Origin of the sequence: Aquariibacter albus (assembly GCF_014145335.1) — a bacterium.
Classification (GTDB): domain Bacteria; phylum Pseudomonadota; class Gammaproteobacteria; order Burkholderiales; family Burkholderiaceae_C; genus Aquariibacter; species Aquariibacter albus.
Map to the genome: position 1 here is coordinate 1,379,346 of NZ_JACIVI010000001.1, position 26,034 is coordinate 1,405,379.

The 26,034-nt window shown below is 71.0% G+C and carries 24 protein-coding genes; 18 read left to right on the plus strand and 6 right to left on the minus strand.

The annotated features are described in order from the left end of the window. The first annotated feature begins 46 nt into the window (after window positions 1-46). A complete protein-coding gene (locus tag H4F90_RS06340; protein WP_182662492.1) occupies window positions 47-2,353 on the plus strand; it encodes a sigma-54-dependent Fis family transcriptional regulator in 2,307 nt (768 codons plus the stop codon). 16 nt (window positions 2,354-2,369) lie between these two features. Here H4F90_RS06340 and H4F90_RS06345 read toward each other — a convergent pair whose 3' ends face one another. Next, the gene (locus H4F90_RS06345) at window positions 2,370-3,473 is read right to left on the minus strand and encodes an alpha/beta fold hydrolase (RefSeq protein ID WP_182662494.1); all 1,104 of its coding nucleotides are present in this window, start codon (window positions 3,471-3,473) and stop codon (window positions 2,370-2,372) included. Between the two features lie 244 nt (window positions 3,474-3,717). Between H4F90_RS06345 and pqqB the strand changes: the two genes are divergently transcribed. The 13 genes from pqqB to H4F90_RS06410 all read left to right on the plus strand — a co-directional run bounded on the left by pqqB (window position 3,718) and on the right by H4F90_RS06410 (window position 14,621). Further along, window positions 3,718-4,650: a pyrroloquinoline quinone biosynthesis protein PqqB gene (gene pqqB, locus H4F90_RS06350; RefSeq protein WP_182662496.1), complete on the plus strand. Its 933-nt coding sequence runs from the start codon at window positions 3,718-3,720 to the stop codon at window positions 4,648-4,650. Continuing rightward, window positions 4,647-5,429, plus strand: a complete 783-nt coding sequence (gene pqqC / locus H4F90_RS06355) for a pyrroloquinoline-quinone synthase PqqC (protein ID WP_407926159.1) — start codon at window positions 4,647-4,649, stop codon at window positions 5,427-5,429. The genes pqqB and pqqC overlap by 4 nt, the downstream gene beginning before the upstream one ends. Beyond that, complete coding sequence (gene pqqD, locus H4F90_RS06360) at window positions 5,426-5,713, plus strand: pyrroloquinoline quinone biosynthesis peptide chaperone PqqD (protein ID WP_182662499.1); 288 nt, start codon at window positions 5,426-5,428, stop codon at window positions 5,711-5,713. Before pqqC ends, pqqD begins: the two co-directional genes overlap by 4 nt. Then, entirely contained in the window at window positions 5,697-6,941 is a 1,245-nt protein-coding gene (pqqE, locus tag H4F90_RS06365; protein ID WP_182662501.1) for a pyrroloquinoline quinone biosynthesis protein PqqE, read from the plus strand. Before pqqD ends, pqqE begins: the two co-directional genes overlap by 17 nt. 240 nt (window positions 6,942-7,181) lie before the next feature. Then, window positions 7,182-7,895 carry an ABC transporter ATP-binding protein gene (locus H4F90_RS06370; RefSeq protein WP_182662503.1) on the plus strand — a complete coding sequence of 238 codons (714 nt, stop codon included), beginning with the start codon at window positions 7,182-7,184 and terminating at the stop codon, window positions 7,893-7,895. A gap of 40 nt (window positions 7,896-7,935) precedes the next feature. After that, window positions 7,936-8,937 carry a PQQ-dependent catabolism-associated beta-propeller protein gene (locus tag H4F90_RS06375; protein WP_407926160.1) on the plus strand — a complete coding sequence of 334 codons (1,002 nt, stop codon included), beginning with the start codon at window positions 7,936-7,938 and terminating at the stop codon, window positions 8,935-8,937. 8 nt (window positions 8,938-8,945) lie between these two features. Beyond that, window positions 8,946-10,118 carry a type 1 periplasmic-binding domain-containing protein gene (locus H4F90_RS06380; RefSeq protein WP_182662507.1) on the plus strand — a complete coding sequence of 391 codons (1,173 nt, stop codon included), beginning with the start codon at window positions 8,946-8,948 and terminating at the stop codon, window positions 10,116-10,118. A 51-nt stretch (window positions 10,119-10,169) separates the two neighbouring features. After that, window positions 10,170-11,045, plus strand: a complete 876-nt coding sequence (locus H4F90_RS06385; RefSeq protein ID WP_182662509.1) for an ABC transporter permease — start codon at window positions 10,170-10,172, stop codon at window positions 11,043-11,045. 4 nt (window positions 11,046-11,049) lie between these two features. Beyond that, entirely contained in the window at window positions 11,050-11,763 is a 714-nt protein-coding gene (locus tag H4F90_RS06390) for a MotA/TolQ/ExbB proton channel family protein (RefSeq protein ID WP_182662511.1), read from the plus strand. Window position 11,764: 1 nt separating this feature from the next. After that, window positions 11,765-12,367, plus strand: coding sequence for a hypothetical protein (locus H4F90_RS06395; RefSeq protein WP_182662513.1), 603 nt, complete (start codon window positions 11,765-11,767; stop codon window positions 12,365-12,367). A gap of 6 nt (window positions 12,368-12,373) precedes the next feature. Next, window positions 12,374-12,883 (plus strand): hypothetical protein, encoded by a 510-nt coding sequence (locus H4F90_RS06400; protein WP_182662515.1) that lies wholly within the window; start codon window positions 12,374-12,376, stop codon window positions 12,881-12,883. Window positions 12,884-12,885: 2 nt separating this feature from the next. Next, complete coding sequence (locus tag H4F90_RS06405) at window positions 12,886-13,626, plus strand: hypothetical protein (RefSeq protein WP_235971968.1); 741 nt, start codon at window positions 12,886-12,888, stop codon at window positions 13,624-13,626. Window positions 13,627-13,628: 2 nt separating this feature from the next. Continuing rightward, window positions 13,629-14,621: a tripartite tricarboxylate transporter substrate binding protein gene (locus H4F90_RS06410; RefSeq protein ID WP_182662517.1), complete on the plus strand. Its 993-nt coding sequence runs from the start codon at window positions 13,629-13,631 to the stop codon at window positions 14,619-14,621. Window positions 14,622-14,671: 50 nt separating this feature from the next. Here H4F90_RS06410 and H4F90_RS06415 read toward each other — a convergent pair whose 3' ends face one another. Continuing rightward, window positions 14,672-15,313 carry a response regulator transcription factor gene (locus H4F90_RS06415; RefSeq protein WP_182662520.1) on the minus strand — a complete coding sequence of 214 codons (642 nt, stop codon included), beginning with the start codon at window positions 15,311-15,313 and terminating at the stop codon, window positions 14,672-14,674. Continuing rightward, a complete protein-coding gene (locus tag H4F90_RS06420; protein WP_182662522.1) occupies window positions 15,310-16,911 on the minus strand; it encodes a sensor histidine kinase in 1,602 nt (533 codons plus the stop codon). Before H4F90_RS06420 ends, H4F90_RS06415 begins: the two co-directional genes overlap by 4 nt. Before the next feature lie 290 nt (window positions 16,912-17,201). Here H4F90_RS06420 and H4F90_RS06425 point away from each other — a divergent pair, with 290 nt between their 5' ends. Next, window positions 17,202-19,538, plus strand: coding sequence for a TonB-dependent receptor (locus H4F90_RS06425; protein WP_182662524.1), 2,337 nt, complete (start codon window positions 17,202-17,204; stop codon window positions 19,536-19,538). Window positions 19,539-19,605: 67 nt separating this feature from the next. On the opposite strand, the gene H4F90_RS06430 is transcribed toward H4F90_RS06425, so the two are convergent. Both H4F90_RS06430 and H4F90_RS06435 read right to left on the minus strand, forming a co-directional pair. Then, window positions 19,606-20,235 carry a response regulator transcription factor gene (locus H4F90_RS06430; RefSeq protein ID WP_182662526.1) on the minus strand — a complete coding sequence of 210 codons (630 nt, stop codon included), beginning with the start codon at window positions 20,233-20,235 and terminating at the stop codon, window positions 19,606-19,608. Continuing rightward, window positions 20,213-21,688 carry a sensor histidine kinase gene (locus tag H4F90_RS06435; protein ID WP_182662528.1) on the minus strand — a complete coding sequence of 492 codons (1,476 nt, stop codon included), beginning with the start codon at window positions 21,686-21,688 and terminating at the stop codon, window positions 20,213-20,215. Before H4F90_RS06435 ends, H4F90_RS06430 begins: the two co-directional genes overlap by 23 nt. A gap of 588 nt (window positions 21,689-22,276) precedes the next feature. Here H4F90_RS06435 and H4F90_RS06440 point away from each other — a divergent pair. The 3 genes from H4F90_RS06440 (at window position 22,277) to H4F90_RS06450 (ending at window position 25,350) form a co-directional block, all read left to right on the plus strand. Further along, entirely contained in the window at window positions 22,277-24,151 is a 1,875-nt protein-coding gene (locus tag H4F90_RS06440) for a methanol/ethanol family PQQ-dependent dehydrogenase (RefSeq protein WP_328700832.1), read from the plus strand. Between the two features lie 76 nt (window positions 24,152-24,227). Next, a complete protein-coding gene (locus H4F90_RS06445) occupies window positions 24,228-24,830 on the plus strand; it encodes a pentapeptide repeat-containing protein (RefSeq protein WP_182662530.1) in 603 nt (200 codons plus the stop codon). Between the two features lie 4 nt (window positions 24,831-24,834). After that, on the plus strand, window positions 24,835-25,350 hold the full coding sequence (locus H4F90_RS06450) for a c-type cytochrome (RefSeq protein ID WP_182662532.1): 516 nt from the start codon (window positions 24,835-24,837) through the stop codon (window positions 25,348-25,350). A gap of 66 nt (window positions 25,351-25,416) precedes the next feature. Here the strand turns inward: H4F90_RS06450 and H4F90_RS06455 are convergent, their stop codons facing one another. Beyond that, complete coding sequence (locus H4F90_RS06455; protein WP_182662534.1) at window positions 25,417-26,034, minus strand: amino acid kinase family protein; 618 nt, start codon at window positions 26,032-26,034, stop codon at window positions 25,417-25,419.

Here is a 26,034-nt window from a genome sequence, read left to right on the forward strand (position 1 = left end):
CACACAGCGTCCTGAAGACGGCGCACACAGCCTGAGGAGATCGGCCATGAGCAGCATTCCCCCCAACGCGTCCGCGCTCAGCGCCAGCCGCCGGCAACGCGAACTGCTCCAGCAGCGACCGATCGCCGCCAGTCTCGCGCTGGACGGTTCGCACCTGCACTCGATCGAAGAGTCGCATCAGCGCTGCGCGGCGCTGGGCCTGCGTCGCATCGAATCGCCGGACTACTCCCCGCTCGGCCGCTCCGACCTGCGCCTGGTGCGCGAACGCAACCAGCGTCTGTATGTGCATGCCGCGCCGATCATGGAGTTGCTGTTCGAGCAGATCGTCCGCACCCAGAGCCTGGTGCTGCTGACCGACGCCCAGGGCACCATCCTGCACAGCATCGGCGACGACGAGTTCGTCGACCGCGCCTCCCGCGTGGCGCTGCAGCCTGGCGTGAACTGGTCGGAATGCGCGAAGGGCACCAATGCGATCGGCACCGCGCTGATCGACGAGTCGCCGACCCTCGTGCATGCCGACGAACACTTCATGCATGCCAACCATTTCCTGACCTGCTCGGCGGCGCCCATCCTGGACCCGCGCGGCAACATCCTCGGCGTGCTGGATGTCAGCAGCGACTACCACGGCTACCACCAGCACACGATGGCGCTGGTGAAGATGTCGGCGCGGATGATCGAGAACCACTGGCTCAACGAGGACTTCCGGCATGCCATGCGGCTGCACTTCCACAGCCGACCGGAGTTCATCGGCACGCTGATGGAAGGCATCGTCGCCGTGGGCCGGGACGGCAAGATCCTCGGCGCCAACCGCAGCGCGCTGGATCTGCTGCAAATGAGCGGCGCCGCCGTGCGCATGCACAGCGTGACCAGTCTGTTCGGCACCCCGGTCGGTGCGGTGGTCGACGCTTTCCGCTCGCCGGTGGCCGGGCCGCTGCGCCTGCTGCTGCCCAATGGCCAGCCGGTGCATGTGCAGGCCCGCTGCAACTGGCCGACCTGGCATGGCGGCTGGCAGGGCGGCAAGGACCTCGGCGAAGCCGTGGAACCCGTCGACGAGGTGGCCCCGGAAGGCCTGCCCGCGCCCGAGCGCAACGGCCAGGCCAGCGATGCCGTCGTGTTGCAGGAAACCGCGCTGCGCGCCGCACGCGGCATCGGCGAGACCCTGCCGCCCGGGGCCGAGGTGCCGGGCGAGGAGGCTCGCAGCAGCCCCGAAGGCAGCGAGAGCCCGGTCCGCAGCGCAGGCCGCGGCCGGGCCGCGGCCGACAGCGGTGTGCCCGTGGCCAATCTGCGCGCGCTGCAGACCGGCGATCCGCAGATGGAGGCCGTGATCGGCAAGGTCCGGCGCGTGCTGGACCGCGACATCCCCATCCTCATCCTTGGCGAGACCGGCTCGGGCAAGGAGGTGCTGGCCCGTGCGATCCACCAGGATTCGGCCCGGGCCCGCCAGCCCTTTGTCGCGGTGAACTGTGCGTCGATCCCCGAGACCCTGATCGAATCCGAGCTCTTCGGCTACGCCGACGGCGCCTTCACCGGGGCGCGCCGCAAGGGTGCCGTCGGCAAGATCGCGCAGGCGCACGGGGGCACGCTCTTTCTCGACGAAATCGGCGACATGCCGCTGGCGCTTCAGGCCCGCCTGCTGCGGGTGCTGCAGGAGCGTCAGGTCACACCGCTGGGCAGCAGCAAGTCCATCGAGGTGGACGTGACGGTGATCAGCGCAACCCACCGCAACCTGCGCGAGATGATCGAGGCCCAGAGCTTCCGCGAGGACCTCTACTACCGCCTGAACGGTCTGGCCGTGAAGCTGCCGCCGCTGCGCGAGCGCAGCGACCTGCTGGCCCTGGCCCGGCTGCTGCTGCAACGCGAAAAGGGCGGCCAGCGCGTGCCCGAGCTGGCCCCCACGGTGGTCGACCTCATGACCCGCTACCCCTGGCCGGGCAATCTGCGCCAGATGGGCAATGTGCTGCGCACGGCGGTGGTGATGGCCGGCGACGAGCCGATGATCACGCTGGACCACCTCTCCGACGACTTCATCGAGGATGCGCAGCGCAGCCCGCGCACGCCGGCCGCGGCCTCGGCCACTGGCACGCGCCCGGCGGGCGCTCCCCTGGACCCCGCCCCGGCCGGCGGCGCGGGCGAGCCGATGGCCGCAGCCGGCCTGTCCGGCGTCGAGCCGTCTCCGGCCCTGGGGGTGCCGGGCGAAGGCGAAAGCGGCACGCTCGAAGCCATGGAGCTGCAGGTGATCCGCCAGGCGCTGGAGGCCGCCGGCGGCAACATCTCGGTGGCCAGCAAGCGCCTGGGCATCAGCCGCAACACCATCTACCGCAAGCTGCGCTGGCGCAACGGCTCGGCCGCCTGAGGCCGGCGCCCGCCCCTCAGCCCGCCCGGGCCGCGACGCAGGCCGCCCAGACCCGCGCGCTGGCCTGGAGGCGCGGCGCCAGCAGCGGGTCGCCCATGCGATGGCCGGCGCCGGGCACCCGGTCGACTGTCGCGGTCGGCCAGCAGCGGGCCAGGCCTTCGACCACCGCCGGATCGCAGCAGGCATCGGCCTGCCCGCCGACCACGGCGATCGGGCCCAGGGCCTGGGGATCGAGGGCCTCCACCTCCAGCCAGGCGCCCCGCGCGCAGGCTGCGCCCCGGCCTGCGCTGCCCCAGGCCTGCAGGCCATGCAAAGCATGCAGCGCCCAGGCGCGGTGGAGGGCCTCGACCTGTTCGGGGTCAGGCCCCGGGGCCGACCAGCAGGCCGGATCGGCCTGCACCGTGGGCTGGGCGGCAAGGCCGCCGGGCGCTGACTGGGCCTCGTCGAAGGCCTGCCAGACCCGCGCCAGGCGCGGCGCATCCAGCGCCCCCGGCAACTGGCCGGCAGCGGCCGCAGCGGCCTGGGCGGCATCGGGTGGTGCGGCGTAGAGGGCCTCGACCGCGGCCACGGCCGCCGGGCCCAGGGCCGCCAGGCCCGCCGCACCCAGCCAGCGGCGCCACGGGGCGATGTAGCGTCGCGTCTCGGCCAGGCTGCCGAGGAAGGGGCTGCGCAACCACAGGCCCTGCACCCGCCGGGGATGCCGTGCGGCATAGGCCAGGGCCAGTCGACACCCCCAGGAGCCCGAGGCCAGGGCCCAGTGCGGCAGGTCCAGGGCCCGCCGCAAGGCCTCCAGATCGTCAAGCAGCCCGGCCAGCGTCTGCCCCTGGCGCGTGCCGACGGGGCGGCTGCGGCCACAACCGCGCTGGTCCGGGGCCACCCAGCGCAGGGGACCGTCGAGCCAGGGTTCGAGGCTGAGCGGGCGGGTCTGCCCGCCGGGGCCGCCATGCAGCAGCACCACGGTCGGCCGCGGCGCCGCACCCGGGGCCCAGGCGTCCTCCGGACCGGCCAGCCCGCCCAGGGTCTGCCCGTTGGCAAGCGGCAGTTCGAAGGGCAGGCCACGGGTAAACCCCGGGCTATGGCCTCGATTGGGCGGCAGGAATTCGAGCTTCAGAGGGGACATGGCTTGGCACAATCCGGCGCGAGTGCGAACGACGCTGCTGCGGCCGAGTCTCGCAACATCAACGAATCGTGACCGCGCCCCGGCGCGACGGATTCGGAACCCCTTCAAGACCAGGTTGGCGGCCGCAAGGCCGGGCCTGTCACGCACGCCGGTGCGGGCCGCAGCAGGCGCAGCCATTGTGGGGGCGACGACTCACCGTCGCGGACCGGAGCCGGTCCCTCCCTGACCCCCACCCGACTCCCCCATGAAGATTGTTGTGCTCGGTTCCGGCGCTGGCGGCGGCAGCCCCCAGTGGAACTGCAACTGCGCGATGTGCGCCGCCCAGCGCGATCCGGCGCGCGGCATCCCCGTGCGCACCCAAAGCTCGATCGCGATCTCGCAGGACGGCGAGGACTGGATCCTGCTGAACGCCTCGCCCGACATCGGCACCCAGCTGCGCAACACGCCCGCGCTGTGGCCGAAGCAGGGCCTGCGGCACACGCCGATCAAGGCCGTCATCCTGATGGATGCGCAGATCGACCACGCCACCGGCCTGCTGAGCCTGCGCGAGGGTCCGCCCATCCACCTGCACATCACGCCCTGCGTGTTCGAGGACCTGACGACCGGCCTGCCCATCCTCAGCGTGCTGGAGCACTACTGCGGCGTGCGCTGGCACATGCTGCCGGTGGCCGGGGACCAGAAGGTCGCCGAGTTCACGGTCGATGGCTTCGACCAGCTGCGCTTCCGCGCGATCGCCATCCCCGGCAAGGCGCCGCCCTATTCGCCGCACCGCCACAACCCGACCGTCGGCGACAACATCGCGCTGTCGGTGCTGGACCTGCGCAGCGGCCAGCGCTTCTTCTATGCCCCCGGCCTGGGCGAGGTCGGCCCGCTGGAGCTGGGCTGGATGAACGAGGCGGACTGCGTCATGGTCGACGGCACGCTGTGGACCAACGACGAGATGATCGTCCGCGGCCTGGGCAGCAAGACCGGCGCGGACATGGGCCACCTGCCGCAGCGCGGCAGCCCGGGCCAGCCGGGCATGATCGCGGCGCTCGACCGTGTCGAGGCCTCGCGCAAGATCCTGATCCACATCAACAACAGCAACCCCATCCTCGACGGCCGGGGGCCGGAATGCGCCGAGCTGGCCGAGCACGGCATCGAGGTGGCCCACGACGGCATGGAGATCACGCTGTGAGCGCGAGCCTGAACCCCAACTTCCCCAACGAGGTGCCGCTGGACGATGGCCGCACCCCCTGGACACCGGCCGAGTTCGAGGCCCGGCTGCGCGCGAAGGAGTCGAAGTACCACATCTTCCACGCCTTCAACCAGCGCCTGAACCGTGGCGCGCTGCAGCCCTTCCAGGTGCGCGGCTGGGTGGCCAACCGCTTCTACTACCAGGCCGCCATCCCGATGAAGGACGCCGCGATCATGGGCAACTGCCCGGACCGCGCGACCCGCCGCCGCTGGATCGAACGCATCACCGACCACGATGGCCACGGCGACTTCCATGTCGAGGAAGGCCGGGGCGGCGGCATCGAGACCTGGACCCGCCTGGGCCTGGCCACCGGCCTGAGCCGCGAGGACCTGTGGTCCTTCAAGCATGTGCAGCCGGGCACCCGCTTCGCGGTCGACGCCTACGTGAACTTCGCGCGCAAGGCGCCCTGGCAGGAGGGCATCATCTCCTCGCTGACCGAGATGTTCGCGCCCAAGATCCACGCCGACCGCCTGGCCACCTGGCCCAGCGCCTACCCCTGGATCGACCAGAGCGGCCTGGGCTACTTCCGCAGCCGCATCCCGCTGGCCCAGCGCGACGTGGAGCACGGCCTGGAGGTGGCGCTCACCTGGTGCAGCACCCGGGCCAAGCAGGAGCGGGCCCTCCAGATCCTGCAGTTCAAGCTCGATGTGCTGTGGAGCCTGCTCGACGCGGTCGAGAAGGCCTACCCCGACGACCTGGCCGAGGAGCTTCGCCCATGAGCGCCGAGACCCCTCGCTTCACCGTGAGCGACGAGGCCATCCCGCGCCTGCCGCACGGCTTCCGCCTGCAGTTCGAGAAGGCCCAGGACAGCTGGGTGCTGCTCTACCCCGAGGGCCTGATCCAGCTCAACGGCCCGGCGGCCGAGATCCTCAAGCGCGTCGATGGCAAGACGTCCGTCGCCCAGCTGATCGCCGACCTGAGCGCGGCCTTCAACGGCGCCGAGCTGCGCGCCGACGTCGAGCACTTCCTGAAGGAGGCGAGCAAATATGGCTGGATCGTCTGACCCCACCCTGGCCCCCGAAGCCGCGCCCGTGGCCCGCACCCTGAAGAAGGGCGGGCCGCCGATGTGGCTGCTGGCCGAGCTGACCTACCGCTGCCCGCTGCACTGCGTGTTCTGCTCCAACCCGGTGGACTACGCGGCCCACGGCCAGGAGCTGGACACCGAGACCTGGAAGCGCGTCTTCCGCGAAGCGCGCGAAGCCGGCTCGGTGCAGCTCGGCCTCTCGGGCGGCGAGCCGCTGCTGCGCGACGATCTGGAAGAGCTGGTCGCCTACGCGCACGAACTGGGCTTCTACATCAACCTCATCACCTCGGGCATCGGCCTGACCGAGGCGCGGGCCCGGGCGCTGAAGGAGGCCGGGCTGGACCACATCCAGCTCAGCTTCCAGGACTCGACCAAGGAGATGAACGACTTCCTGTCGTCCACCCGCACCTTCGACCACAAGAACAAGGTCGCCAAGATCATCAAGTCGCTCGGCTACCCCATGGTGCTGAACTGCGTGATGCATCGCTACAACCTGCCGCAGGTCGAACGCATCATCGAGATGGCCGAGGCCATGGGCGCCGAGTACCTGGAGCTGGCCAACACCCAGTACTACGGCTGGGCCTGGCAGAACCGGGCGGAGCTCATGCCCACCCCGGACGAGCTGCGCGAGGCCGAGGCCAAGGTCAACGTCCACAAGGCGAGGCTGGCCGGGCAGATGAAGATCTTCTGGGTCTCGCCCGACTACGTAGACGCCAAGGCCAAGCCCTGCATGGCCGGCTGGGGCGCGGTTTTCCTGGTGGTCGCGCCGGACGGCACCGCCCTGCCCTGCCACAGCGCCCGCATGCTGCCGGGCTTCGACTTCCCCAATGTGAAGACGCACGACATCGCGCACATCTGGCGCGACAGCGACGCCTTCAACCGCTACCGCGGCACGGCCTGGATGAGCGAGACCTGCCAGAGCTGCGACCAGAAGGACATCGACCACGGCGGCTGCCGCTGCCAGGCCTTCCTGGTGACCGGCTCGGCCGAGGCGACGGACCCGGTCTGCCCCCAGAGCCCGGACCGCGGCCTGATCGACGAGGCCCTGCGGGCCGCCGAGGCCCAGGCCGCCGCCGGCGCGCCCGGCAGCACCCATGCGCTGAAGTTCGTGCCGAACGCGGCACGTGGCGGCTCGATGTACTACCGCACGGACGCGAACTCGACCGAGCTGGTCGCCCGCGGTGCCGTGGGCCGCATCACCGCCTGAGCCTCCGGCCGCCCCAGGCGCGGTCCCGAGGGACTGAACCTGGGGCGAATCCCGGGCTCCCACCCCGGCCGCGGGGCAATTTGCCTGCGGGCCGGCCCCGGATGTGCATCCCCCGGGGAACGCGCTTATCCTCGCCCGCGCTCTGTGCCGGGAAGCCCTCCCGCCCTTCGGCGGATCCTTTGCCCGACCCTGACTTCCTTCGATGAACCCGCTGCAACGAGACCCCCTGCGAGGCCCCGCATGCTGAGCATCCGTGGACTGACCAAACGCTATGGCGAGCGCACCGCGCTCGACAAGCTGAGCCTGGAGATCGCGCCGGGCAGCTTCACCGTGCTGCTCGGCCCCAATGGGGCGGGCAAGTCCACGTTGTTCCAGGTGCTCACCGGCCTGTTCGCCGCCGACGAGGGCGAGGTCACGGTGGCCGGCTTCTCGCACCGCAGCGAGCCGGCGGCCGCGCTGCGCTCCCTGGGCGTGGTCTTCCAGCAGATGTCGCTGGACCTGGACCTGTCGATCCGCCGCAACCTCTCGCTGCAGGCCGATCTGCACGGCCTGCCGCGCAAGGTGGCGGCCGAGCGCATCGTCGAGGGCTGCCGCCGCCTGAATGTGGACGTGGACCTGGACCGCAAGGTGCGCGAGCTCTCGGGCGGCAACCGCCGCAAGGTCGAGCTGGTGCGCGCCGGCCTGCACCGGCCGCAGGTGCTGCTGATGGACGAGGCCACCGTGGGCCTCGACCCGAAGTCGCGCCGCGACCTGCTGGCCGCCCTGCACGAGGACGTGGCGACCCGCGGCTGCAGCGTGCTGTGGGCCACGCACTGGGTGGAAGAAGCCGAGCAGGCCGACCGCGTCGTCGTGCTGCACAAGGGCAAGCTGCTGGCCGACGGCAGTCGGGAAGAAGTCACGCGGGCTTTGGGCGAACCTTCCCTGGAGCAGGGCTTCATCGCCCGCACCACCTGAGGTGGTTCGCGGCCCGCACCGGGCCTGCCTCCCTTCCCCGATGCCAGGAGATCTCCGCATGAGCCCCCGCAAGACCCCCTTCCTTCGCTGTGCCCTCGCCACCCTGCTGCTGGGCAGCGCACTCGGCGCCGCGCAGGCGCAGACCGCCTATGTGTCCAGCGAGAAGGACAACGCGCTGACCCTGATCGACCTCAAGACCCTCACGGTCAAGGGCACGATCCCGAGCTGCAAGCGCACCCGCCACCTGCAGCTGCTGCCGGGCGGCAAGCAGCTGATGGTGGCCTGCACCGATTCCAACGCGGCCGACGTGATCGACCTGGCCAGTGGCAAGTCGGTGCGCCGGGTGCCCCTGGGCGAAGAGCCCGAGGCCTTCGACCTCTCGCCGGACGGCAAGACGATCTACGTGTCCAACGAAGACGAAGGCGAGGCCAGCTTCGTCGATGCGGCCACCGGCAAGGTGCTGAAGAAGGTCAAGGTCGGCGAGGAGCCCGAGGGCGTCAAGGTCAGCGCCGACGGCAAGACGCTCTACATCACCTCCGAGGTGGCCAGCCTGGTTCACGTGATCGACACGGCCACGGCCAAGGTGATCAAGAACGTGAAGGTCGGCCAGCGGCCGCGCCGCTTCGCGCTGACGCCCGACGGCAAGGAGCTGTGGGTCACCAACGAGCTGGATGCGACCGTCTCCATCCTCTCGACCGCCGACCACTCGGTGATCGGCACCGTGAAGTTCGAGGTCAAGGGCGCCCGGGCCGAGGACATCTCCCCCGTCGGCATCACCATGACGCGCGACGGCAAGCGCGCCTACGTCGCACTCGGCAAGGCCAACCACGTGGCCTTCGTCGACGTGGCCAGCCGCAAGGTCACCCAGCTGACCCTGGTCGGCAAGCGGGCCTGGAACGTGGCGCTGGACAAGGCCGAGGCGCGGCTCTTCGTCGTCAACGGCCTGAGCGACGACCTGACCGTCATCGACACGCAGAACGGCAAGGCCCTCAAGACCGTGCCGGTCGGCCGCGTGCCCTACGGCGTGGTGATCGCCGAGTGAGGTCGACCATGCAGCTGCCCACCCTGCGACCTGCGGCCCTCGCCGCCGCCCTGCTGCTGGCCGCCTTCGCCGCCGAAGCGGCCACGCTGAAGGCCGCCTTGCTGAGCCGTGAGGACGATCCGCGCCTGGAGCGTTCGCGCGCCGAGCGCGCCTACCTCGGCCACCCCACCGGCGTGCCGGCCGACGGCCTGCGGCTGGCGCTGGAGGAAGGCGGCTTCGAACTGGAAGCCGTCGGCGCGAAGGTCGATCTCGAGACGCGCGAGGTCGCGGACCTCGCGGCCGCCCGGGCCGCCGCCCAGGCGGCGGAGAAGGCCGGCGCGGCGGTGATCGTCGCCGAGCTGCCCGCCGACTGGCTGCTGGCCGTGGCCGATGCAGTCAAGGTGCCGGTGCTGAACATCGGCGCGGCCGACGACCGCCTGCGCGCGGCCGACTGCCGCGCCCGGCTCTTCCACCTGCTGCCCAGCGAGCGCATGCGTGCCGACGCCCTGGCCCAGGGCCTGCTGCAGCGCAAGTGGCAGAAGGTGCTGGTGCTGGCCGGATCCAGCCCGGCCGACACCGCCCGGCTGGCGGTGGTGCAGGCCGCGATGAAGCGCTACGGCCTGCAGCCGGTGGGCGCGGTCAAGCCCTTCAAGCTCTCGGCCGATCCGCGCGAGCGCGATCTCGCCAACCCGCTGCTGCTGACCGCCGGCGCGCAGTACGACGCGGTCTGGGTCGTCGACAGCGAGGGCGAGTTCGCCCGCAGCCTGCCCTACCGCACCGTGCTGCCCCGGCCGGTGGTCGGCGACGGGGGCCTGGTCGCGGTCGGCTGGCATGCGCAATTCGAGCGCTTCGGGGCACCGCAGGTCTCGCGCCGCTTCGCGAAGGCGGCCAAGCGGCCGATGACGGGACACGACTGGACCAGCTGGATGGCCGGCAAGACCCTGGTCGCCCTGGCCGCCGCCCAGCCCAAGGGCCATGCCGCGGCCTGGGCTGCGGCCCTGCCCAAGCTGAACCTCGACGGCAGCAAGGGCGTGAGCATGAGCTTCCGCGCCTGGGACGGCCAGCTGCGCCAGACGCTGCTGCTGACCGACGGCCAGGGCGTGATCTCGCAGGCCCCGGTCGAGGGCATCCTGCATCCGGTCAATGTGCTCGACACCCTGGGCGCCGACGCGCCCGAGAAGCTCTGCAAGGCCCCGCGCTGAGCGGGACCTGACGCGTCCGAACCCCTCCCGATCCCGTAGCCTGACCCTGCGATGACTGCTTCCGCCTCCTCCTCTCCACCCGACGCCCGGCGTGCCGGCGATCCGCTGGCCCGGCGCGGCCTGCCGCATGCGCTGCAGGCCCTGCAGGCCATCGTCACCCGGGAGGTGCTCAAGTTCATGCAGCAGACCGGGCGCCTGGTCTCGGCCCTGGTGCGGCCGCTGCTGTGGCTGGCGGTCTTCGCGGCGGGCTTCCGCAATGTCTTCGGCGTGGCCATCGTCGAGCCCTACGACACCTACATCCCCTACGACGTCTACATCGCCCCCGGCCTGATCGGCATGGTGCTGCTGTTCAACGGCATGCAGAGCAGCCTGGCCATGGTCTACGACCGCGAGATGGGCCTGATGCGCCTGCTGCTGACGGCTCCCCTGCCGCGGCCCTGGCTGCTGTTCTGCAAGCTGGCGGCGACGGCCCTGCTCTCGCTGCTGCAGGCGGTGGCCTTCGTGCTCGTGGCCTGGCTGATCGGCACCGAGCTGCCGCTGCTCGGCTGGCAGGGCCTGCACGCCCTGCTGGCCGCGCTGTCGGCAGCGCTGATGCTTGGCGCGCTCGGCCTGCTGCTGTCGGTGCACATCAAGCAGCTGGAGAACTTTGCCGGGACGATGAACTTCGTCATCTTCCCGATGTACTTCCTGTCGACCGCGCTCTACCCGCTGTGGAAGCTGCAGGAATCGGGGGCCGAGTGGGTCTACCAGATCGCCCGCTTCAACCCCTTCACGCATGCCGTCGAGTGGATCCGCTTCGCGCTCTACGACAAGGATCCGGGCCTTGCGCCGCTGGTCGTGCTCGGCTGCACGCTCGTCTTCTTCACCTTGGCCTGCTGGGGCTACGACCCGCAGCGTGGCTTCGGCCAACTCACCAAACGGGGCTGACCCCATGATGCGCTCCCTCACCGCCCTCGGGCGGAAGCTCTTCACGCCCGGACTGACGGCGGCCGGCGTGGCCGCCGGCCTGCCCCCCCGGGCCCAGCGCCTGCTGCCGCGCGGCGGCGACACCCCGCTCGAACGCCGGCTGAACCGCCTGGCCTGGGGCTGGTGGGTGCTGGCCGGCGTGCTGGTGTTCGTCGGCTGGTGGGTCAACCACCGCGGCCTGATCGCCGAGCTGCATCGCGGCGACCCGAGCGGCATCAGCCTCGGCATCCTGGTGCTGGCGATCATCGTCAGCGCCTGGGCCGGCCTGCGCATGCACCGCCTGGCGGCCGAGGCGCGTCCCGACAGCCCCTGGCGCCTGGCCTACCGCCAGGACGTGGCCGAGCAGGTGGCCGAGACCTCGCAGCGCCTGGCCGAGCGCACGCACGGTCCGCACGAGACGGCCTGGTGGTTCGCCTCCGCGGCGATCAAGCTGGGCCTGCTGGGCACGGTGGTGGGCTTCATCATCATGGCCACGCAGATCGCGAACTCCAAGGTCTTCGAGCTCGCCGAGATCCAGGCCCTGCTGCAGCAGATGACGGCCGGCATGGCGATCGCGCTCTACACCACCCTGGTCGGCCTGATCGCCAACCTGTGGATGGGTTTCCTGCTGCTGGTGCTCGACCGCTCGGCCGACCGCCTGGCCGCCGACATCCTGAGCGAGTCGAGCCAGGGGCGTTGACATGGCCATGCTGCGCAAGCGTCGCCAAGACGACATCGATCCCTTCAGCGACCTGCTCTTCAACACCCTGCTGGCCTTCGTGATGCTGTTCGCGATCGCCCTGATCGCGATGAACCCGAAGGCCAAGACCGGGGTGATCGATGCGAAGGCCGAATTCATCATCACGGTCACCTGGCCGGACATGAACCCCAATGACATCGACACCTGGGTGCAGGACCCGGGCCAGAACCTGATCTGGTTCCGCCAGCGCGAGGGCGGGATGATGCACCTGGACCGCGACGACCGCGGCCTGGCCAACGACACGCTGATCGTCAACGGCCAGCAGATCGTGAACCCGCTGAACCAGGAGGTGGTGACGGTCCGCGGCTATGCGCCCGGCGAGTACACCGTCAACCTCTTCTACTACGAGAGCAAGACCAACGAGCCGGTCGACGTGACCGTCTCGGTGGTGAAGGTGAACCCGCGCGCCGAGGTGGTCTTCTACGGCACCACCCAGCTGGCGCGCAAGGGTGACGAGGTCACCGCGGTCCGCTTCACCGTGGGGGGAGACGGCCGGGTCACCGGGGTCAACACCCTGCCGAAATCCCTGGTTCAACGCATCTGACTTCCGATGAGCTCCCTGCCTTCCGACAGCAACGGCCTGCTGTGGGCCTATGTGGCCCTGGCCGCCCTCACCGCCCTGGCCCTGATGGCCTCCAACTGGCCGAAATGGGGCAAGGCCCTGATCGTGCTCGGCGTCACCGGCCTGTACTTCCTGGCCAACCAGGTGCTGCTCGACGTCTGGGGCTGGCCCAGCCGCGACGCCATGCCCGAGCGCTTCGTGCTGCTGGCCACCGTGATCGACGAACCCAGCCCGAAGAGCGCCGGGGCGCTCTACGTCTGGGTCAATGCCCTGGAGAACGGCAAGCCGGTGGCCGAGCCGCGCGCCTTCAAGCTGCCCTACAGCAAGGAGATGCACAGCTCGCTCAGCGAATCGATGAAGAAGGTGCGCCAGGGCGTCAGCCAGATGGGCACGACCAGCACCAAGGTCGGCAGCGGCAACTCCTGGCTGCGCCCGGGCGGCGAGGTGCTGGACGTGAAGATCCGCGACATGCCCGTGCCGCAGCTGCCGGAGAAGTGACGATGGCCTGCCTGCATTCCCTGCCCCGCCACGGGCTTGCGCTGCTCGCCACGGCCCTGCTGCTGACGGGCTGCGAGCGCGCGCCGCGCGGCAGCGAGTTCTTTCCGCTCGACGGCCAGCGCGTCTGGACCTACCGCGTGATCACCGAGCGGGAGGACGAGACCCGGGAGGTCGAGACCCTGACGCTGCGCACGCTCGGCAAGGAAACGCTCGACGATGTCGCCGCCAAGAAGGCCGGCGACGCCTGGCGGCGCCGCAGCGACAGCGGCGTCGACTACTGGCTGCGCAGCGACGAGACCGGCATCTACCGCGTCGCCGCCAAGAGCGATCTCCAGGCCGACCCCCAGCCCGATGCGCATCCGCGCTACGTGCTGAAGCAACCCTATGCCGAAGGCACGAACTGGATCGGCGAGACCGCCCCCTACCTGCTGCTGCGCACGCAGGACTGGCCGCGCGAAATCCGCCATGTCCATCCGGTGCTGCCGATCAACTACGCGATCGTCGCCACGGCGGTCGAGGTCAAGGTCAACGGCAAGGTCTACAGCGACTGCCTGAAGGTCGAGGGCCGCGGTGCGCTGCACCTCTTCGTCGACCCGGTGGCCGGCTTCCGCGACGTGCCGGTGCTGCAGCGCGAATGGTTCTGTCCGGGCAGCGGCCTGGTGCGCCTGGAGCGCGAGGAACTGACCGGCTCCCGCTACACCTACGGGGGTCGGCTGTTGATGGAACTGATCGAGGAATCCTGAGGATGAGTCCCTTGCCGATCCGCCGGCGCCAGTGCCTGGCCGCCGGGGCCAGCCTGCTGCTGGCCGGGGCCTGGCCCGCGGGCCTGCGCGCCGCGGAGAACTTCCCCTCCCGACCGATCACGCTGCTGGTGCCCTGGCCGGCCGGCGGCGGTACCGACCTGACCATGCGCATCCTGGCCGAGGCGGCCAGCCACCACCTGCGGCAGAAGGTCAACATCGACAACCGCGCGGGGGCCGGAGGCACGCTGGCCATGCCGGCGCTGCAGAACGCACAAGCCGATGGCTACACCATCGCGCAGCTTCCGCAGACCGTCTTCCGCGCCCCGCACACGCAGCGGGTGCTGTGGGATCCGCTGCGCGACACCAGCCCGATCCTGCAGCTCAGCGGGACGACCTTCGGCATGGTGGTGGCGGCGGACAGCCCGCTGCACAGCGTCGAGGACGTCTTCGAAGCCGCGCGGCTGCGGCCGGGCGAGATGACGGTGGCCAGCAATGGCGTCGGCACCACGCCGCACCTGGTGATCGACGAGATGATGCAGCAGCGCTTCCTGCGCTACACGCACGTGCCCTACAAGGGCGCGGCCGAGCAGGCGCTGGCGGTGGTCTCGGGCCAGGTCAAGGTGGGTGTGGGCTCGACCGGCTTCAGCAGCTTCATCGACCAGGGCCGCCTGCGCCTGCTGGCCACCTTCGGGGCCAAGCGCAGCAAGCGCTGGCCGAACGTGCCGACGCTCAAGGAGCTGGGCCACAACATCGTGGCGACGTCGCCCTATGGCCTGGCCGGGCCGCGCGGCGTGCCCGAGCCGATCATCCGCACCCTGCACGATGCCTTCCGTGCGGCGATGCAGGAACCGGCCTATGTGGCCGAGCTGGCGAAGTTCGACCAGGAACCGGTCTACCTCGGCACCCGGGACTACGCCCAGGCCATGCGCGAGGCCTATGCCGAGGAAAAGCGCGTGGTGGAGCGGCTCGGCCTGGGCCGCAGCAGCGGCAACTGAGGCTCAGGCACTGAGCCCGGACACGATCCCGCAGCGCCCGACCGGGTGCATCACAGCTCCATCAGGCGGTGCTGGCGCGCATAGTGCAGCAGCTCGATGGCGGTGCTGACGCCGAGCTTCTGGCGGATCAGCGTCTGGTAGTTCGCCACCGTCTTCGCGCTCAGGTGCAGCAGGCCGGCGATCTCGTCGACGCCGCGGCCGGCCAGCAGGTGCTGCAGCACATCGAACTCGCGGGGCGAGAGGCGCTCGTGCGGCGGGCCGTCGCGCTCGGCCTGTTCGGCACTGCGCGGCCACACCCCCTCGCCGCGGCCGCTGCGGCGCACGGCATCGATCAGCACCTCGGGCTCGCTGCTCTTGGTCACGAAGCCGCGCGCGCCGGCCTGGCGGCACTGCGTCAGCATGGCAGCGCCGTCGTGCATGGTGAAGATCAGCACATGCAGGCTGGGCAGGCGCTGGCCGAGCCGGCGCAGGATCTCCAGGCCGCTGCGGCCGGGCATCGACAGGTCGAGCACCAGCAGGTCGGCCGGGCAGGGCTGGGTCTGGGTCAGCGCGAAGTAGGCCGATTCGGCATCGCCGTACTCGGCGACCACCTGGATGTCGGGCTCCAGCTCGAGCAGGCGGCGGTAGCCGGCCCGCACGACGGCGTGATCATCGGCCAGGGCGACGCGCAGGCTGCGCACCGGTTGAATCATGGATGCTTCTCCAGCAGCTCGGCGGCCTCGCAGGCCGCATCGGACAGGGGGGCTGCGGATTCCTCCGCGTCGGGCGCATGCAGGGGCAGCCGGGTGGCCAGGCGCCAGCCGCGGCCGCCAGCACCAGGCCCCCATTGCAGCTCGGCGCCCAGGGCCCAGAGGCGCTCGCGCAGGCCGGCCAGGCCGGTGCCGTGCTGCAGGGCAGCGGCCGGATCGGCCACGCCACGGCCATCGTCCTCGACCGACCAGCGCAAGGCCACCGGCCGGCGGGCGGTCCAGGCGCGATCGCCCGGGGCGATCACATCCGCCCCGGGTTCGACGGGGGCGGTTTCCAGCGTCAGGCTCAGGCGCACCTGCTGCGCCTGGGCGTGGCGCGCGACATTGGTCAGCGCCTCCTGGCTGATGCGGTAGATCGCCAGCAGCACCGCGCGCGGCAGGGCGAGGCCGGCCGCCTCGGCACGATGCCACTCGCGCTCGCTGCCCTCGGGGCGCCGCAACCGCAGGTCCAGCTGCACCTGCAGGCCATGGCTGGGTGCGCTGTGCCAGCCGCGCACCAGGGCGCGCAGCAGCTCATGCAGGCGGGCGGCGGTCTCGTCGCTGCCGGCCTGGTCGGCCAGCGGACCGAGCGGACGCAGTTCGGCCAGCAGCGCGCGGGTGTCCTGGTGGATCAGGCGGCATTGCTCGCTCATGCCCTCGACCACGCTGCGCAGGGCCGAGCCCTCGTCCAGCCGGCGCAGCAGCCAGGCGGCATCGGCACGCAGTGCGGTCAGGCGCTGGCCGAACTCGTCGTGCAGCTCGCGGGCCAGGCGGGCGCGCTCGTCCTCCTGCAGGCTGAAGATCTGCTGCGCCAGCACGCGCCGCGCGGCCTGGGCCTCGTCGAGCGAGGCCGACAGGCGCCGCAGCGCCAGGGCCACCGCATCAAGCTCGCGCACCGGCATGCGCGGCAGGCGCAGGATGCCGCCGCTCTCACCGTGTTCGAGACCGGCGATGGCATCGAGCAGGGACTGCAGCGGCCGCAGCGCCCGCCGCAGGTTGATGTGCATCACGGCCAGCGTGCTGACGCTGGCCAGCATCAGCATGCCGAACATGTCCAGCCAGTTGCCGAGGGCCTCGCGCTGCTCGCGCTCGGGGGAGACGCGCAGCAGCACCAGCCAGGCCCGCCCGTCGGGGCGCGGCAGGCTCCAGCGCAGATCCTCGGGCGGCGGCGGCGGGAAGAGGCGCTGGTTCAGCGACAGCAGCAGCCGCATGCTGGCCGAGGGCGCGGGCAGGGGCTGCGGGCCGACGAGCTGCTGGCCCTGGGCATCGAAGACCTGCATCGACCAGTGGCGGGCCGCCGGCGTGGCCTGCAGCGCACGCAGGCGCTGCAGCGCACGGGCATCGTCGTCGAGCGACAGGGTCGACAGCGTCTGGCTCAGCATCGCGGTCTGCGCGGCATCCTGCAGCTCGGTGCGGGTGTCGCCCTGGGCCCGCCACAGGCCCAGCAGCAGCGCGGCCACCAGGCAGACCGAGGCCAGCAAGCCGGCCCGCCGCATCACGAGGCGCGGCAGGTCGAGCGGGGCGGCGGGCGCCGCGGAGGAAGAAGGGGACGGTGGCAGCACGTGCAGGGAGCCAGCGGATCGGGGGACAGCTCCGTGAGCCGGCGGGCCGCGAGCTTACGTCCCGCCGGGAGTTCCACCCGGACGGTGCAGCGCCTGGCCAGCCGGAACCGCGGGGAAGCCCTGAGCCTGGCCGGTCGGATCGGGAAAGAGTCCCAGGAGAACTTCCCTAGAAGCCTGCCAAGCTGCGTCTCCGTTGCGTCGAGCACGAAGCCGCTCTTCCCTTGTCCGTGACGAAGCCGAAGATGCACAGCGACCTGAGCGCACGCCGTCGAACCTCACCGAACCGTCCCATGCCCCAGTCTCTTGCCCCACAGCGCGCCGCCCGGCCGCGCCTTCACCCCCTGGCCGCCCTGCTGCGCGGCCTGCTGATCGGCACGCCCGGCCTGGCCCTGCCGGCCCTGGCCCAGCAGACGCCGGCCGCGGCGCAGCTGCCAGGGGTCGAAGTCATCGGCACCAGCCCGCTGCCCGGCCAGGGCATCGACCGCGACCTGCTGCCCTACTCCACCCAGCTGCTCAAGCGCGAGCAGGCCGACCGCACGCAGGCGCCCACCCTCAGCGACTTCCTGAACCGCCGAGCGCCGGGCGTGCAGGTCAACGACATCCAGGGCAGCCCCTACCAGGGCGACCTGAGCTACCGCGGCTTCCGCGCCTCGCCGCTGCTGGGCGCCGGCCAGGGTCTGTCGGTCTACCTGGACGGCGTGCGGGTCAACGAGCCCTTCGGCGACGTCGTGAACTTCGACCTGATCCCCGAGTTCGCCGTGCGCACCCTGAGCCTGGTGCCGGGCGCGAACCCGGCCTTCGGCCTCAACAGCCTGGGCGGTGCGCTGAGCTACACCACCCACGACGGCCGCAGCGCGCCGGGCGCGCGGGCCGAGCTGTCCTACGGCAGCTTCGCGCGCAAGAAGCTCGGCGTGTCCTACGGCCTGAGCGACGACAGCGGCTGGCACAGCTACATCGCCGCCAGCGCCTTCGACGAGAAGGGCTGGCGCGACCACTCCGACGGCACGCTCGGCAATGTGCTGGCCAAGGTCGGCCACGACAACGGCGGCTCGGACTGGACCGTCTCCCTGCTGGCCGGCCGCAGCAGGCTGGTCGGCAACGGCCTGCTGCCGGCCTACGAGGTCGACGACGACGGCCTGGAGAAGGACCTCTACTTCCAGCGCCGCGGCGCGGTCTACACCCATCCCGACCTGACCAAGAACGAGCTGCTGCAGCTGTCGGTGAACGCCAACCATGCGATCGATGCGAAGACCACGCTGTCGAGCCTGCTCTACGTGCGCAAGGCCAAGCGCAACACGGTCAACGGCGACGAGGCCGAGGACGCGCCGGTGAACCCGGGCGATCCGACCGCCTCCTTCAACACCACCTCGACCACGCAGACCAGCGTCGGCGGCGGCCTGCGCCTGGCCTCGACGCACGGCGCGCACCAGTGGCAGGTCGGGGCGCAGTTCGAGGCCAGCCGCACCCGCTACGCGCAGTTCGAGCAGGAGGGCATGTTCGACGACAGCCGCGGCGTCGTGCCGATCGCCGGCGAGGAACGCGAGCTGAGCGCCCGCGTGCGCGGCCGGGCCGCCTCGATCGGCCTCTACGCCAGCGACACCTATGCGCTGAGCGAGCGGACCCACCTCACCGGCACGCTGCGCTACAACCGCAGCCGGGTCAGCAACACCCTGACCACGCGCGACGACGACACCGATGTGGTCGAGTCCAAGCCCAAGGAAACCTTCACCTACAACAGCCTGAACCCGGCCCTGGGCATCGCCCACCGGCTGGCGGGCGGCCCGACCCTGTTCGCCAATGTGGCGCGCAACACCCGGGTGCCGACGGTCATCGAGCTGGGTTGCGCCGACCCGAACGAACCCTGCCGCCTGCCGGCCGGCCTGCAGGCCGACCCCTACCTGGCCCAGGTCAAGTCGACCACGGTCGAGCTCGGCTTCCGCTGGCCGCTGAGCCGCGACACGCGCCTCAACCTGGCGCTGTTCCGCACCGACAACCGCGACGACATCCTGTTCCGCAGCACCAGCGTCAGCGGCCAGACCGGCTTCTTCCAGAACTTCGACAAGACCCGCAACCAGGGCCTGGAGGCCGAGCTGAGCAGCCGCTTCGGCGCGCTCGATCTCAGCGCGTCCTACAGCTACCTGAAGGCCACCTACGAGGCCGACGGCTTGCTGCGCCAGGGCGAGCGCAATGTGCAGATCACCCCGGGCACCCGCATCGCCGGCCTGCCCAAGCACACGCTGAAGCTCGCGGCCGACTGGGCCGTGGGCCAGGGCTGGACGCTGGGCGCCGACGCCGTGCTGCTGTCCTCGCGGACCGTCTCGGGCAACGAGGACGGGCTGCTGGAAGACGACGACGGCGATCCCGCCACCGAGCCGGAAGCGCGTCGCCTGAAGATCGCCGGCTACGCCATCTTCAACCTGCGCAGCCAGTGGCGCTTCAAGCAGGACTGGACTTTCTACGCCAGCGTCGCCAACGTCTTCGACCGCCGCTACGAGAACTTCGGCGCCCTGGCCGAAACCATCTTCAACGCCCAGGGCGGCAATGCCTATGCTGCCGAACGCGATGCGCTCTTCGTCGCACCCGGCACGCCGCGCAGCGTGGTGATGGGCCTGCGCTACCGCTTCTGAACCTGCAGCCGCAAGGCCTGCATCACGCCAGGGGGTCGGCCGCAGGGCCGGCCCCTTTTTTCATGGCTCAGAGCTGCACCAGGCCGTAGCGTGCGGCGATGCGCAGCAACTGGAAATCACTGGGCGCGTCGAGCTTGCGGCGGATCAGGGACATGGTGTTGAACACGGTCTTCTCGCTGAGCTTGAGCGAGGCCGCGATGCTGCGGATGGCCTGTCCTTCCACCGCCAGGCGCAGCACCTCGAACTCGCGCGGCGTGAGCTGGGCCAGCGGACCGCGACCCTCGGCGGTCTCGCCCAGCACGCCATGCATGACCTCGGCCGAGAACACGCGCCGGCCCTGGGCCACCTCGCGCACGGCATCGAGCATGCGGGCCGGGTCGCTGTCCTTGGTCAGATAGCCCAGGGCGCCGGCCCGCAGGGCCTGCAGGGCGTAGCCGCTGTGGGCATGCATGGTGAAGACCAGCACCTTCAGGCCCGGCACGCGGGCGCGCATGCGGCGCACCGCCTCCAGGCCGCTGTCGTCCTTCAGGCTCAGGTCGACCACGGCCACATCGACGACATGCTGGCGCAGCGCCTCGCAGGCCTGGGCGGAACCCGAGGCCTCGGCCACGACGCTCATGTCGGGCTCGGCATCGATCAGCTGGCGGTAGCCGGCGCGGACGACCGCATGGTCGTCAAGCAGCAGGACGTGGATCACGGGGAGACTCCTCTTCGAATGGGAATGCGCCCCCGGGGGCTGCAGCCCCGGGCGGCTCGGACGGCACCCGGCAGGGCACCGTCAGGGTCAAGGCCAGGCCCGGCCGGCCCGGCGGGCCGCCGGCCGGCTCCAGCAGCAGCTGGCCGCCCACCCGGGCGGCGCGCTCGCGCATGGCGAGCAGGCCGGTGCCTTCGCTGCGGGCGTCCTCGGGCGGCAGGCCGCAGCCGTCGTCGACGATGCGCAGGGCCAGGGGGCCGGACGGGTCGGCGGCCAGCTGCACGCGCAGCTCGCGCGCCTGGCTGTGGCGGAAGACATTGGTCAGGCCCTCCTGCAGGCCCCGGTAGAGCACCAGCACGGCCTCGTCATCGATGGCCGGCAGCGGCTCGGCGACATGCAGCTCGATCGCGACGTCGGGGCAGCGCGCCCGCCAGTGCTCGACCAGCAGGGCGAGCTCATCGGGCAGGCCGGCGGCACTCAAGCCATGCGGGCGCAGCTGCGACAGCAGCTGCCGCAACTGCTGGCTCACGCAGCGCAGCTCGGCCTGCAGGGCCTCGGCGCTGGCCTGCACGCGGGCCGGCGAGAGCTTGTCGGCATGGCGCTGCAGCAGGGCGACCTGCGCCGCCATGCCGGTCAGGTGCTGGCCCAGTTCATCGTGCAGGTCGCGGGCCAGGGCGCGGCGCTCTTCCTCCTGCAGGCCGATCAGGCGCTGCGTCAGGCGCTGCTGGGCGCGATGGGCCTGGCCCAGGCGCAGGGCCATGTGCTCGATGCCTTCGGCGATCGCCGCGTACTCACGCAGGCGGAAGCGGCCGAAGCCGGGGGTCGGCGCGCCGCCCTCGAGCCGCAACAGACCGGCACAGAGCTCGCGGGCCGGCGCCAGGGCGCGGGCCACGATGGCGCCGACACCGGCCGTCATCGCCAGGCCGATCAGCAGCCAGGCCAGCATCAGCGGCAGGCTGTCGTCGACGATCTCGTCGATCTCGGCATGGGGGTCGGGCGACAGCAGCAGCACCCGCCCACCGACCGGGATGCGGTGGCTGAGCGCCGGCGCTGCCACCGCCTCGACCAGGCCCAGACGGCGCGCCAGCCAGATCACCGGCCCGGTCGTCTGCTCGGCCGGACCCGCTCCGGCGACCGGGCCTCCCCCCGCCTCCGGCGCAGCCGCCTGCGCCTCCGGGGCCCAGCGCACCAGGAGGTGCCGGACCTGCTCCGAGGCCACCAGGGCATCGAGCTGCGCCAGCAGCTCGGGCCGCGGGTCCAGATGGGCCTCGCCCGCCAGGATCAGCAGCTCCGTGAGCGCATCGGCGCCGGCCGACTCCTCGGCCACGCCGCGGCGCAGGGTGAAGGCCGTCAGGAGCAGCGCAATGGCCAGCCACAGCAGCGCACCCAGGCCCAGCCAGCCCATCAGGCGGGCACGCAGGTCAAGCGGTGGCAAGGGGGTGGCGGACGGGGTCATCGGCAGGGCGGGGAGCGGGGTCGGAACGGCGGGCCGTCATGGTCGGTGGCGCCGCGGCCGATCGATAGGGAACCCTTCCCGACCGGCTCGGGTGAGTCTCCCGAGACGCTGGCCGGGGGGGCTGCCTAAACTGAGTCCGTCTTGCATTGCCGGGTGATCTGTATTCCCTCCAGAACCCCTGGCAACTGCCGGATGTCTTCGTGGGGTAACTCGGCGCCCGCGCCGCAGTCAACCTTTTCAAGCCACCGCTTGCGGTGGCTTTTTTCTTGGTGCGCGCCGTGAACACCGCGCTGCGCACACCGCGCTGCGACAGCTGTCGCGGCATGGCGGTCCGCCACAGCGCGGGCTTGTCACACCAGTCGCTCTTGTGCTGCGCTGGAGCATGTGCAGGCCATATTCCCGGTTTGACAGGATGTCTTCCTGCATTCGCATCAAGGATTCCCGGACGCCTCGGGAGGGGTTCACGGTGGCGCCGCGCGATCCCCCGGGGACACCGAAGCCAAGGGGATTTCTAGACTGCCCCGGCGTCGAAATCACGATGCAGCGACACGCAAGAAAACACCTTCCCTGAATTCGAGGAGTTCATCCATGCAGTCCATGCAAACCCCTTTCCGGCCGCGCGCCCTCGCGCTTGCAGCCGGCCTGGTCGCCGCGCTCATGACCCTGCCCGCGGGCGCGGTCAAGCCGGTCACCTGGGACGACCTGGCGAACGATCACAAGACCACCAACGACGTGCTGACCTATGGCCTGGGCCTGAAGGCGCAGCGCCACAGCCCGCTCAAGACGATCAACACCAAGAACGTCAGCAAGCTGGTCCCGGCCTGGTCCTTCTCCTACGGTGGCGAGAAGCAGCGGGGTCAGGAAGGCCAGGTGCTGGTGCATGACGGCGTCATCTACGTGACGGCCTCCTACTCGCGCTTCTATGCCCTCGATGCCAAGAGCGGCAAGCAGCTGTGGGCCTACGAGCACCGCCTGCCGGACGACATCCGTCCCTGCTGCGACGTGGTCAACCGCGGCCCGGCCATCTACGGCGACAAGATCTTCTTCGGCACGCTGGATGCCCGCATCGTGGCGCTGGACCGCGCCACCGGCAAGGTCGTCTGGAACGAGAAGTTCGGCGATCACAAGGTCGGCTACACCATGACCGGGGCGCCCTTCGTCGTGAAGGACAAGAAGAGCGGCAAGGTGCTGCTGGTGCACGGCTCCTCGGGCGACGAGTTCGGCGTGGTGGGCAAGCTCTTCGCCCGCGACGTGGACACGGGCGAGGAAGTCTGGATGCGTCCGCTGGTGGAAGGCCATGTCGGCCGCCTGAACGGCAAGGACAGCGTGCCGACCGGCGACCCCAAGGCCCCGACCTGGCCGAACGACCCGAACAGCAAGACCGGCAAGGTCGAGGCCTGGAGCCAGGGCGGCGGCGCCCCGTGGCAGACGGCCACCTTCGACATCGAGACCAACACCATCGTGGTGGGCACCGGCAACCCGGCGCCGTGGAACACCTGGAAGCGCACCGGCGCCGACAAGAAGCCGCTGAACTGGCCCAGCCTCTACACCTCGGGCCAGGCCTACATCGACGCGTCGACCGGCGAGCTCAAGGGCTTCTTCTCGCACACCCCGAACGACGCCTGGGACTTCTCGGGCAACAACTCGGTGCTGCTCTTCGAATACAAGGATCCGAAGACCGGCAAGCAGGTCAAGGCCTCGGCCCACGCCGACCGCAACGGCTACTTCTTCGTGACCGACCGCGAAAAGCTGTCCGCGGGGGGCGGCCATCCCTGGAAGCAGAACGCCATCATCGGCGCCTGGCCTTTCGTGGACGGCATCACCTGGACCAAGGGCTTCAACCTGAAGACCGGCATGCCCGAGGTGCCGATGGAGCAGTACCCGCCGGAGCCGAAGGCGGGCGCCGACAAGGGTGACTCGATCTTCGTGTCCCCGCCCTTCCTCGGCGGCACCAACTGGATGCCGATGGCCTACAGCCCGGAGACCGAGCTGTTCTACATCCCGGCCAACCACTGGGCCATGGACTACTGGGCGGAGAACGTGACCTACAAGGCCGGCGCGGCCTACCTGGGTCAGGGCTTCCGGATCAAGCGCCTGTTCGACGACCACGTCGGCGTGCTGCGTGCGATCGACCCGAAGACCGGCAAGATCGCCTGGGAGCACAAGGAGAAGCTGCCGCTGTGGGCCGGCACGGTCACCACCGCGGGCGGCCTGCTCTTCACCGGCACCTCGGACGGCTATGTCAAGGCCTTCGACGCGAAGAACGGCAAGGAACTGTGGAAGTTCCAGACCGGTTCGGGCGTGGTCTCGGTGCCGGTCACCTGGGAGCAGGACGGCGAGCAGTACCTGGCCATCCAGTCCGGCTACGGCGGCGCCGTGCCGCTGTGGGGCGGCGACATGGCCGAGCTGACCAAGACCGTCACCCAGGGGGGCGCGACCTGGGTGTTCAAGCTGCCGAAGTGATCGGTCGCGGCACTTGAAGTCCGAGGGGTCGGCGCGGAAGCGCCGGCCCCTTTTTTCCTCCCTCAAGAGTCACCCCATGTCTTCCCTTCCCAAGTTCGCCGCCGCGCTGGCCCTGCTGGGTGCGCTGGGCGCGGGCCCGCTCCACGCCGCCGGCGCGGAGATCGAGCTCAAGCCCCCCAAGGATCACTACTTCAACGGCTGCGGCATCTGGCCGCGCATGCGCTGCGCGGGTGCCGACCTGCGCGGCATCGACCTGTCGGCCCGCAACCTCGCCGGGGCCGATCTGCGCGGCGCCGACCTGCGCGGCGCCAATCTGAGCCTGGCCAACCTGGCCGGGGCCAACCTCGACGGGGCCGACCTCAGCGGCGCCAACCTCAGCAAGGTCAATGCGCCGGCCACCTCCTTCAAGGGCGCGCGCTTCGTCGGCGCGAATCTGGAGAACGCCCGGCTGATGCGCTCGGACCTGAGCCACGCCGATTTCACCCGGGCCAATCTGGAAGTGGCCCGCGGCATGTATGCCTGGTTCGTCGGCGCGACCTTCGTCGAGGCCAATCTGCAGGAGGCGAAGTTCAACTCCGCCAACTTCGCCAACGCGACGATGCGCGACAACGTGCTGCGCTTCACGATCTTCCCTGGCGCCTTCTTCGAAGGCTGCACCGGGTGCCCGGAAGGCTGGTGACCCCATGAACACGAACCCGATGCCTTTTCTGCAGCGGCTGGCCGCCGCCGCCCTGCTGGGCCTGGCCGCCAGCCTGGCCTTCGCGGCCGAACCGCCGCCCGCGCCGCCCGCCGCGCTGCTCAAGGACCTGCCGCCCCTGGGCGAGACCTGGCGCGTGGACAACCCCTACCGCGGCGACGCCAAGGTGGCCGAGATCGGCCGCAGCCTCTTCGCCGAATCGTGTGCCCGCTGCCACGGCCCGGACGGTGATGCGACCCGCTACGTGGGCAACGACCTGCGCATGCTCGACATCTACTGCCACCGGCGGATCGAGGACCCGAAAGCCCGTGCCCACTGCGTGCGCGACAACGACGACTTCTTCAAGCTCTCGGTGCTGGAGGGCAAGCGCCGCGCCGGCGTGACCCACATGCCGGCCTGGCAGGGCGTGCTGTCGCAGGAGGCGATCTGGGCCATCCGCACCTTCCTCGAAAGCCGCCGCCCCGCCAAGAGCGACAAGCTGCCGCCCGCTGCCGGCGGCTGAGCGAGCGGCCCCGCCCGGAAGGCGTGGACGGACCGGCCGCGTACGGGCAGGTCCGTCCGCAGCGTCTCAGGCCAGCAGGCCGCAGAGCCCGGCGCGCAGGCGCTCGGGCTCATGGCGTGAGATCAGCTCGATCGGGAAGGGCGCGCCGCGCGCCGCCTGGGGAAAGGCGCGGTCGAGGACTCCGGCGGCGCTGAGCGCGTCCAGGTCCAGGGGCGGCAGCGGCACCGCGCAGCTCTTGACCAGCACCAGGCGCTCGGCGTGCAGCCGCAGCGCCAGGCGCAGGGCCAGGGTGTCGGCGCTGCTGTCCCAGCCGGTCAGCGGCGGCTCGGGCTGCTCGCGCAGCAGCTCGAAGGGCAGCCAGACCGCCACCTGGCCCTGGCAGAGCACCGGACGCAGCTCGGCCTCGCCGCGCACCGGTCGCAGCACGCGGCCCAGGGCGGGATGGCGGGTGGCGAGCAGGGCCTGAAGCATGAGGCCGCTCTGGCACATCGCGAGCACGGCCATGTTGTGCGCGGCCAGGTCGTCGTGGCCCCAGTGGCGCTGGTGGCGCCGCACCTCGTCGGCAAAGCCGCCGCCGCCCGGCACCAGGATGACTCGGCCACCGCCCTGGGCGGCGATCAGCTCCAGCCAGTCCGGCAAGGCCGGGTCCAGGTTCAGGCTGCCACCGAGCTTGACGACCCACAT

Coding starts and splice junctions, on each gene's coding strand:
- H4F90_RS06385 (WP_182662509.1), top strand. CDS start 10,170: ATGACTGCTTCCGCCTCCTCCTCTCCACCCGACGCCCGGCGTGCCGGC.
- H4F90_RS06375 (WP_407926160.1), top strand. CDS start 7,936: ATGCCAGGAGATCTCCGCATGAGCCCCCGCAAGACCCCCTTCCTTCGC.
- H4F90_RS06400 (WP_182662515.1), top strand. CDS start 12,374: ATGAGCTCCCTGCCTTCCGACAGCAACGGCCTGCTGTGGGCCTATGTG.
- H4F90_RS06340 (WP_182662492.1), top strand. CDS start 47: ATGAGCAGCATTCCCCCCAACGCGTCCGCGCTCAGCGCCAGCCGCCGG.
- H4F90_RS06435 (WP_182662528.1), bottom strand. CDS start 21,688: ATGACCCCGTCCGCCACCCCCTTGCCACCGCTTGACCTGCGTGCCCGC.
- H4F90_RS06445 (WP_182662530.1), top strand. CDS start 24,228: ATGTCTTCCCTTCCCAAGTTCGCCGCCGCGCTGGCCCTGCTGGGTGCG.
- H4F90_RS06395 (WP_182662513.1), top strand. CDS start 11,765: ATGGCCATGCTGCGCAAGCGTCGCCAAGACGACATCGATCCCTTCAGC.
- H4F90_RS06390 (WP_182662511.1), top strand. CDS start 11,050: ATGATGCGCTCCCTCACCGCCCTCGGGCGGAAGCTCTTCACGCCCGGA.
- pqqE (WP_182662501.1), top strand. CDS start 5,697: ATGGCTGGATCGTCTGACCCCACCCTGGCCCCCGAAGCCGCGCCCGTG.
- H4F90_RS06380 (WP_182662507.1), top strand. CDS start 8,946: ATGCAGCTGCCCACCCTGCGACCTGCGGCCCTCGCCGCCGCCCTGCTG.
- H4F90_RS06425 (WP_182662524.1), top strand. CDS start 17,202: ATGCCCCAGTCTCTTGCCCCACAGCGCGCCGCCCGGCCGCGCCTTCAC.
- H4F90_RS06455 (WP_182662534.1), bottom strand. CDS start 26,034: ATGTGGGTCGTCAAGCTCGGTGGCAGCCTGAACCTGGACCCGGCCTTG.
- H4F90_RS06450 (WP_182662532.1), top strand. CDS start 24,835: ATGAACACGAACCCGATGCCTTTTCTGCAGCGGCTGGCCGCCGCCGCC.
- H4F90_RS06440 (WP_328700832.1), top strand. CDS start 22,277: ATGCAGTCCATGCAAACCCCTTTCCGGCCGCGCGCCCTCGCGCTTGCA.
- H4F90_RS06405 (WP_235971968.1), top strand. CDS start 12,886: ATGGCCTGCCTGCATTCCCTGCCCCGCCACGGGCTTGCGCTGCTCGCC.
- H4F90_RS06345 (WP_182662494.1), bottom strand. CDS start 3,473: ATGTCCCCTCTGAAGCTCGAATTCCTGCCGCCCAATCGAGGCCATAGC.
- H4F90_RS06370 (WP_182662503.1), top strand. CDS start 7,182: ATGCTGAGCATCCGTGGACTGACCAAACGCTATGGCGAGCGCACCGCG.
- H4F90_RS06415 (WP_182662520.1), bottom strand. CDS start 15,313: ATGATTCAACCGGTGCGCAGCCTGCGCGTCGCCCTGGCCGATGATCAC.
- pqqB (WP_182662496.1), top strand. CDS start 3,718: ATGAAGATTGTTGTGCTCGGTTCCGGCGCTGGCGGCGGCAGCCCCCAG.
- H4F90_RS06410 (WP_182662517.1), top strand. CDS start 13,629: ATGAGTCCCTTGCCGATCCGCCGGCGCCAGTGCCTGGCCGCCGGGGCC.
- pqqD (WP_182662499.1), top strand. CDS start 5,426: ATGAGCGCCGAGACCCCTCGCTTCACCGTGAGCGACGAGGCCATCCCG.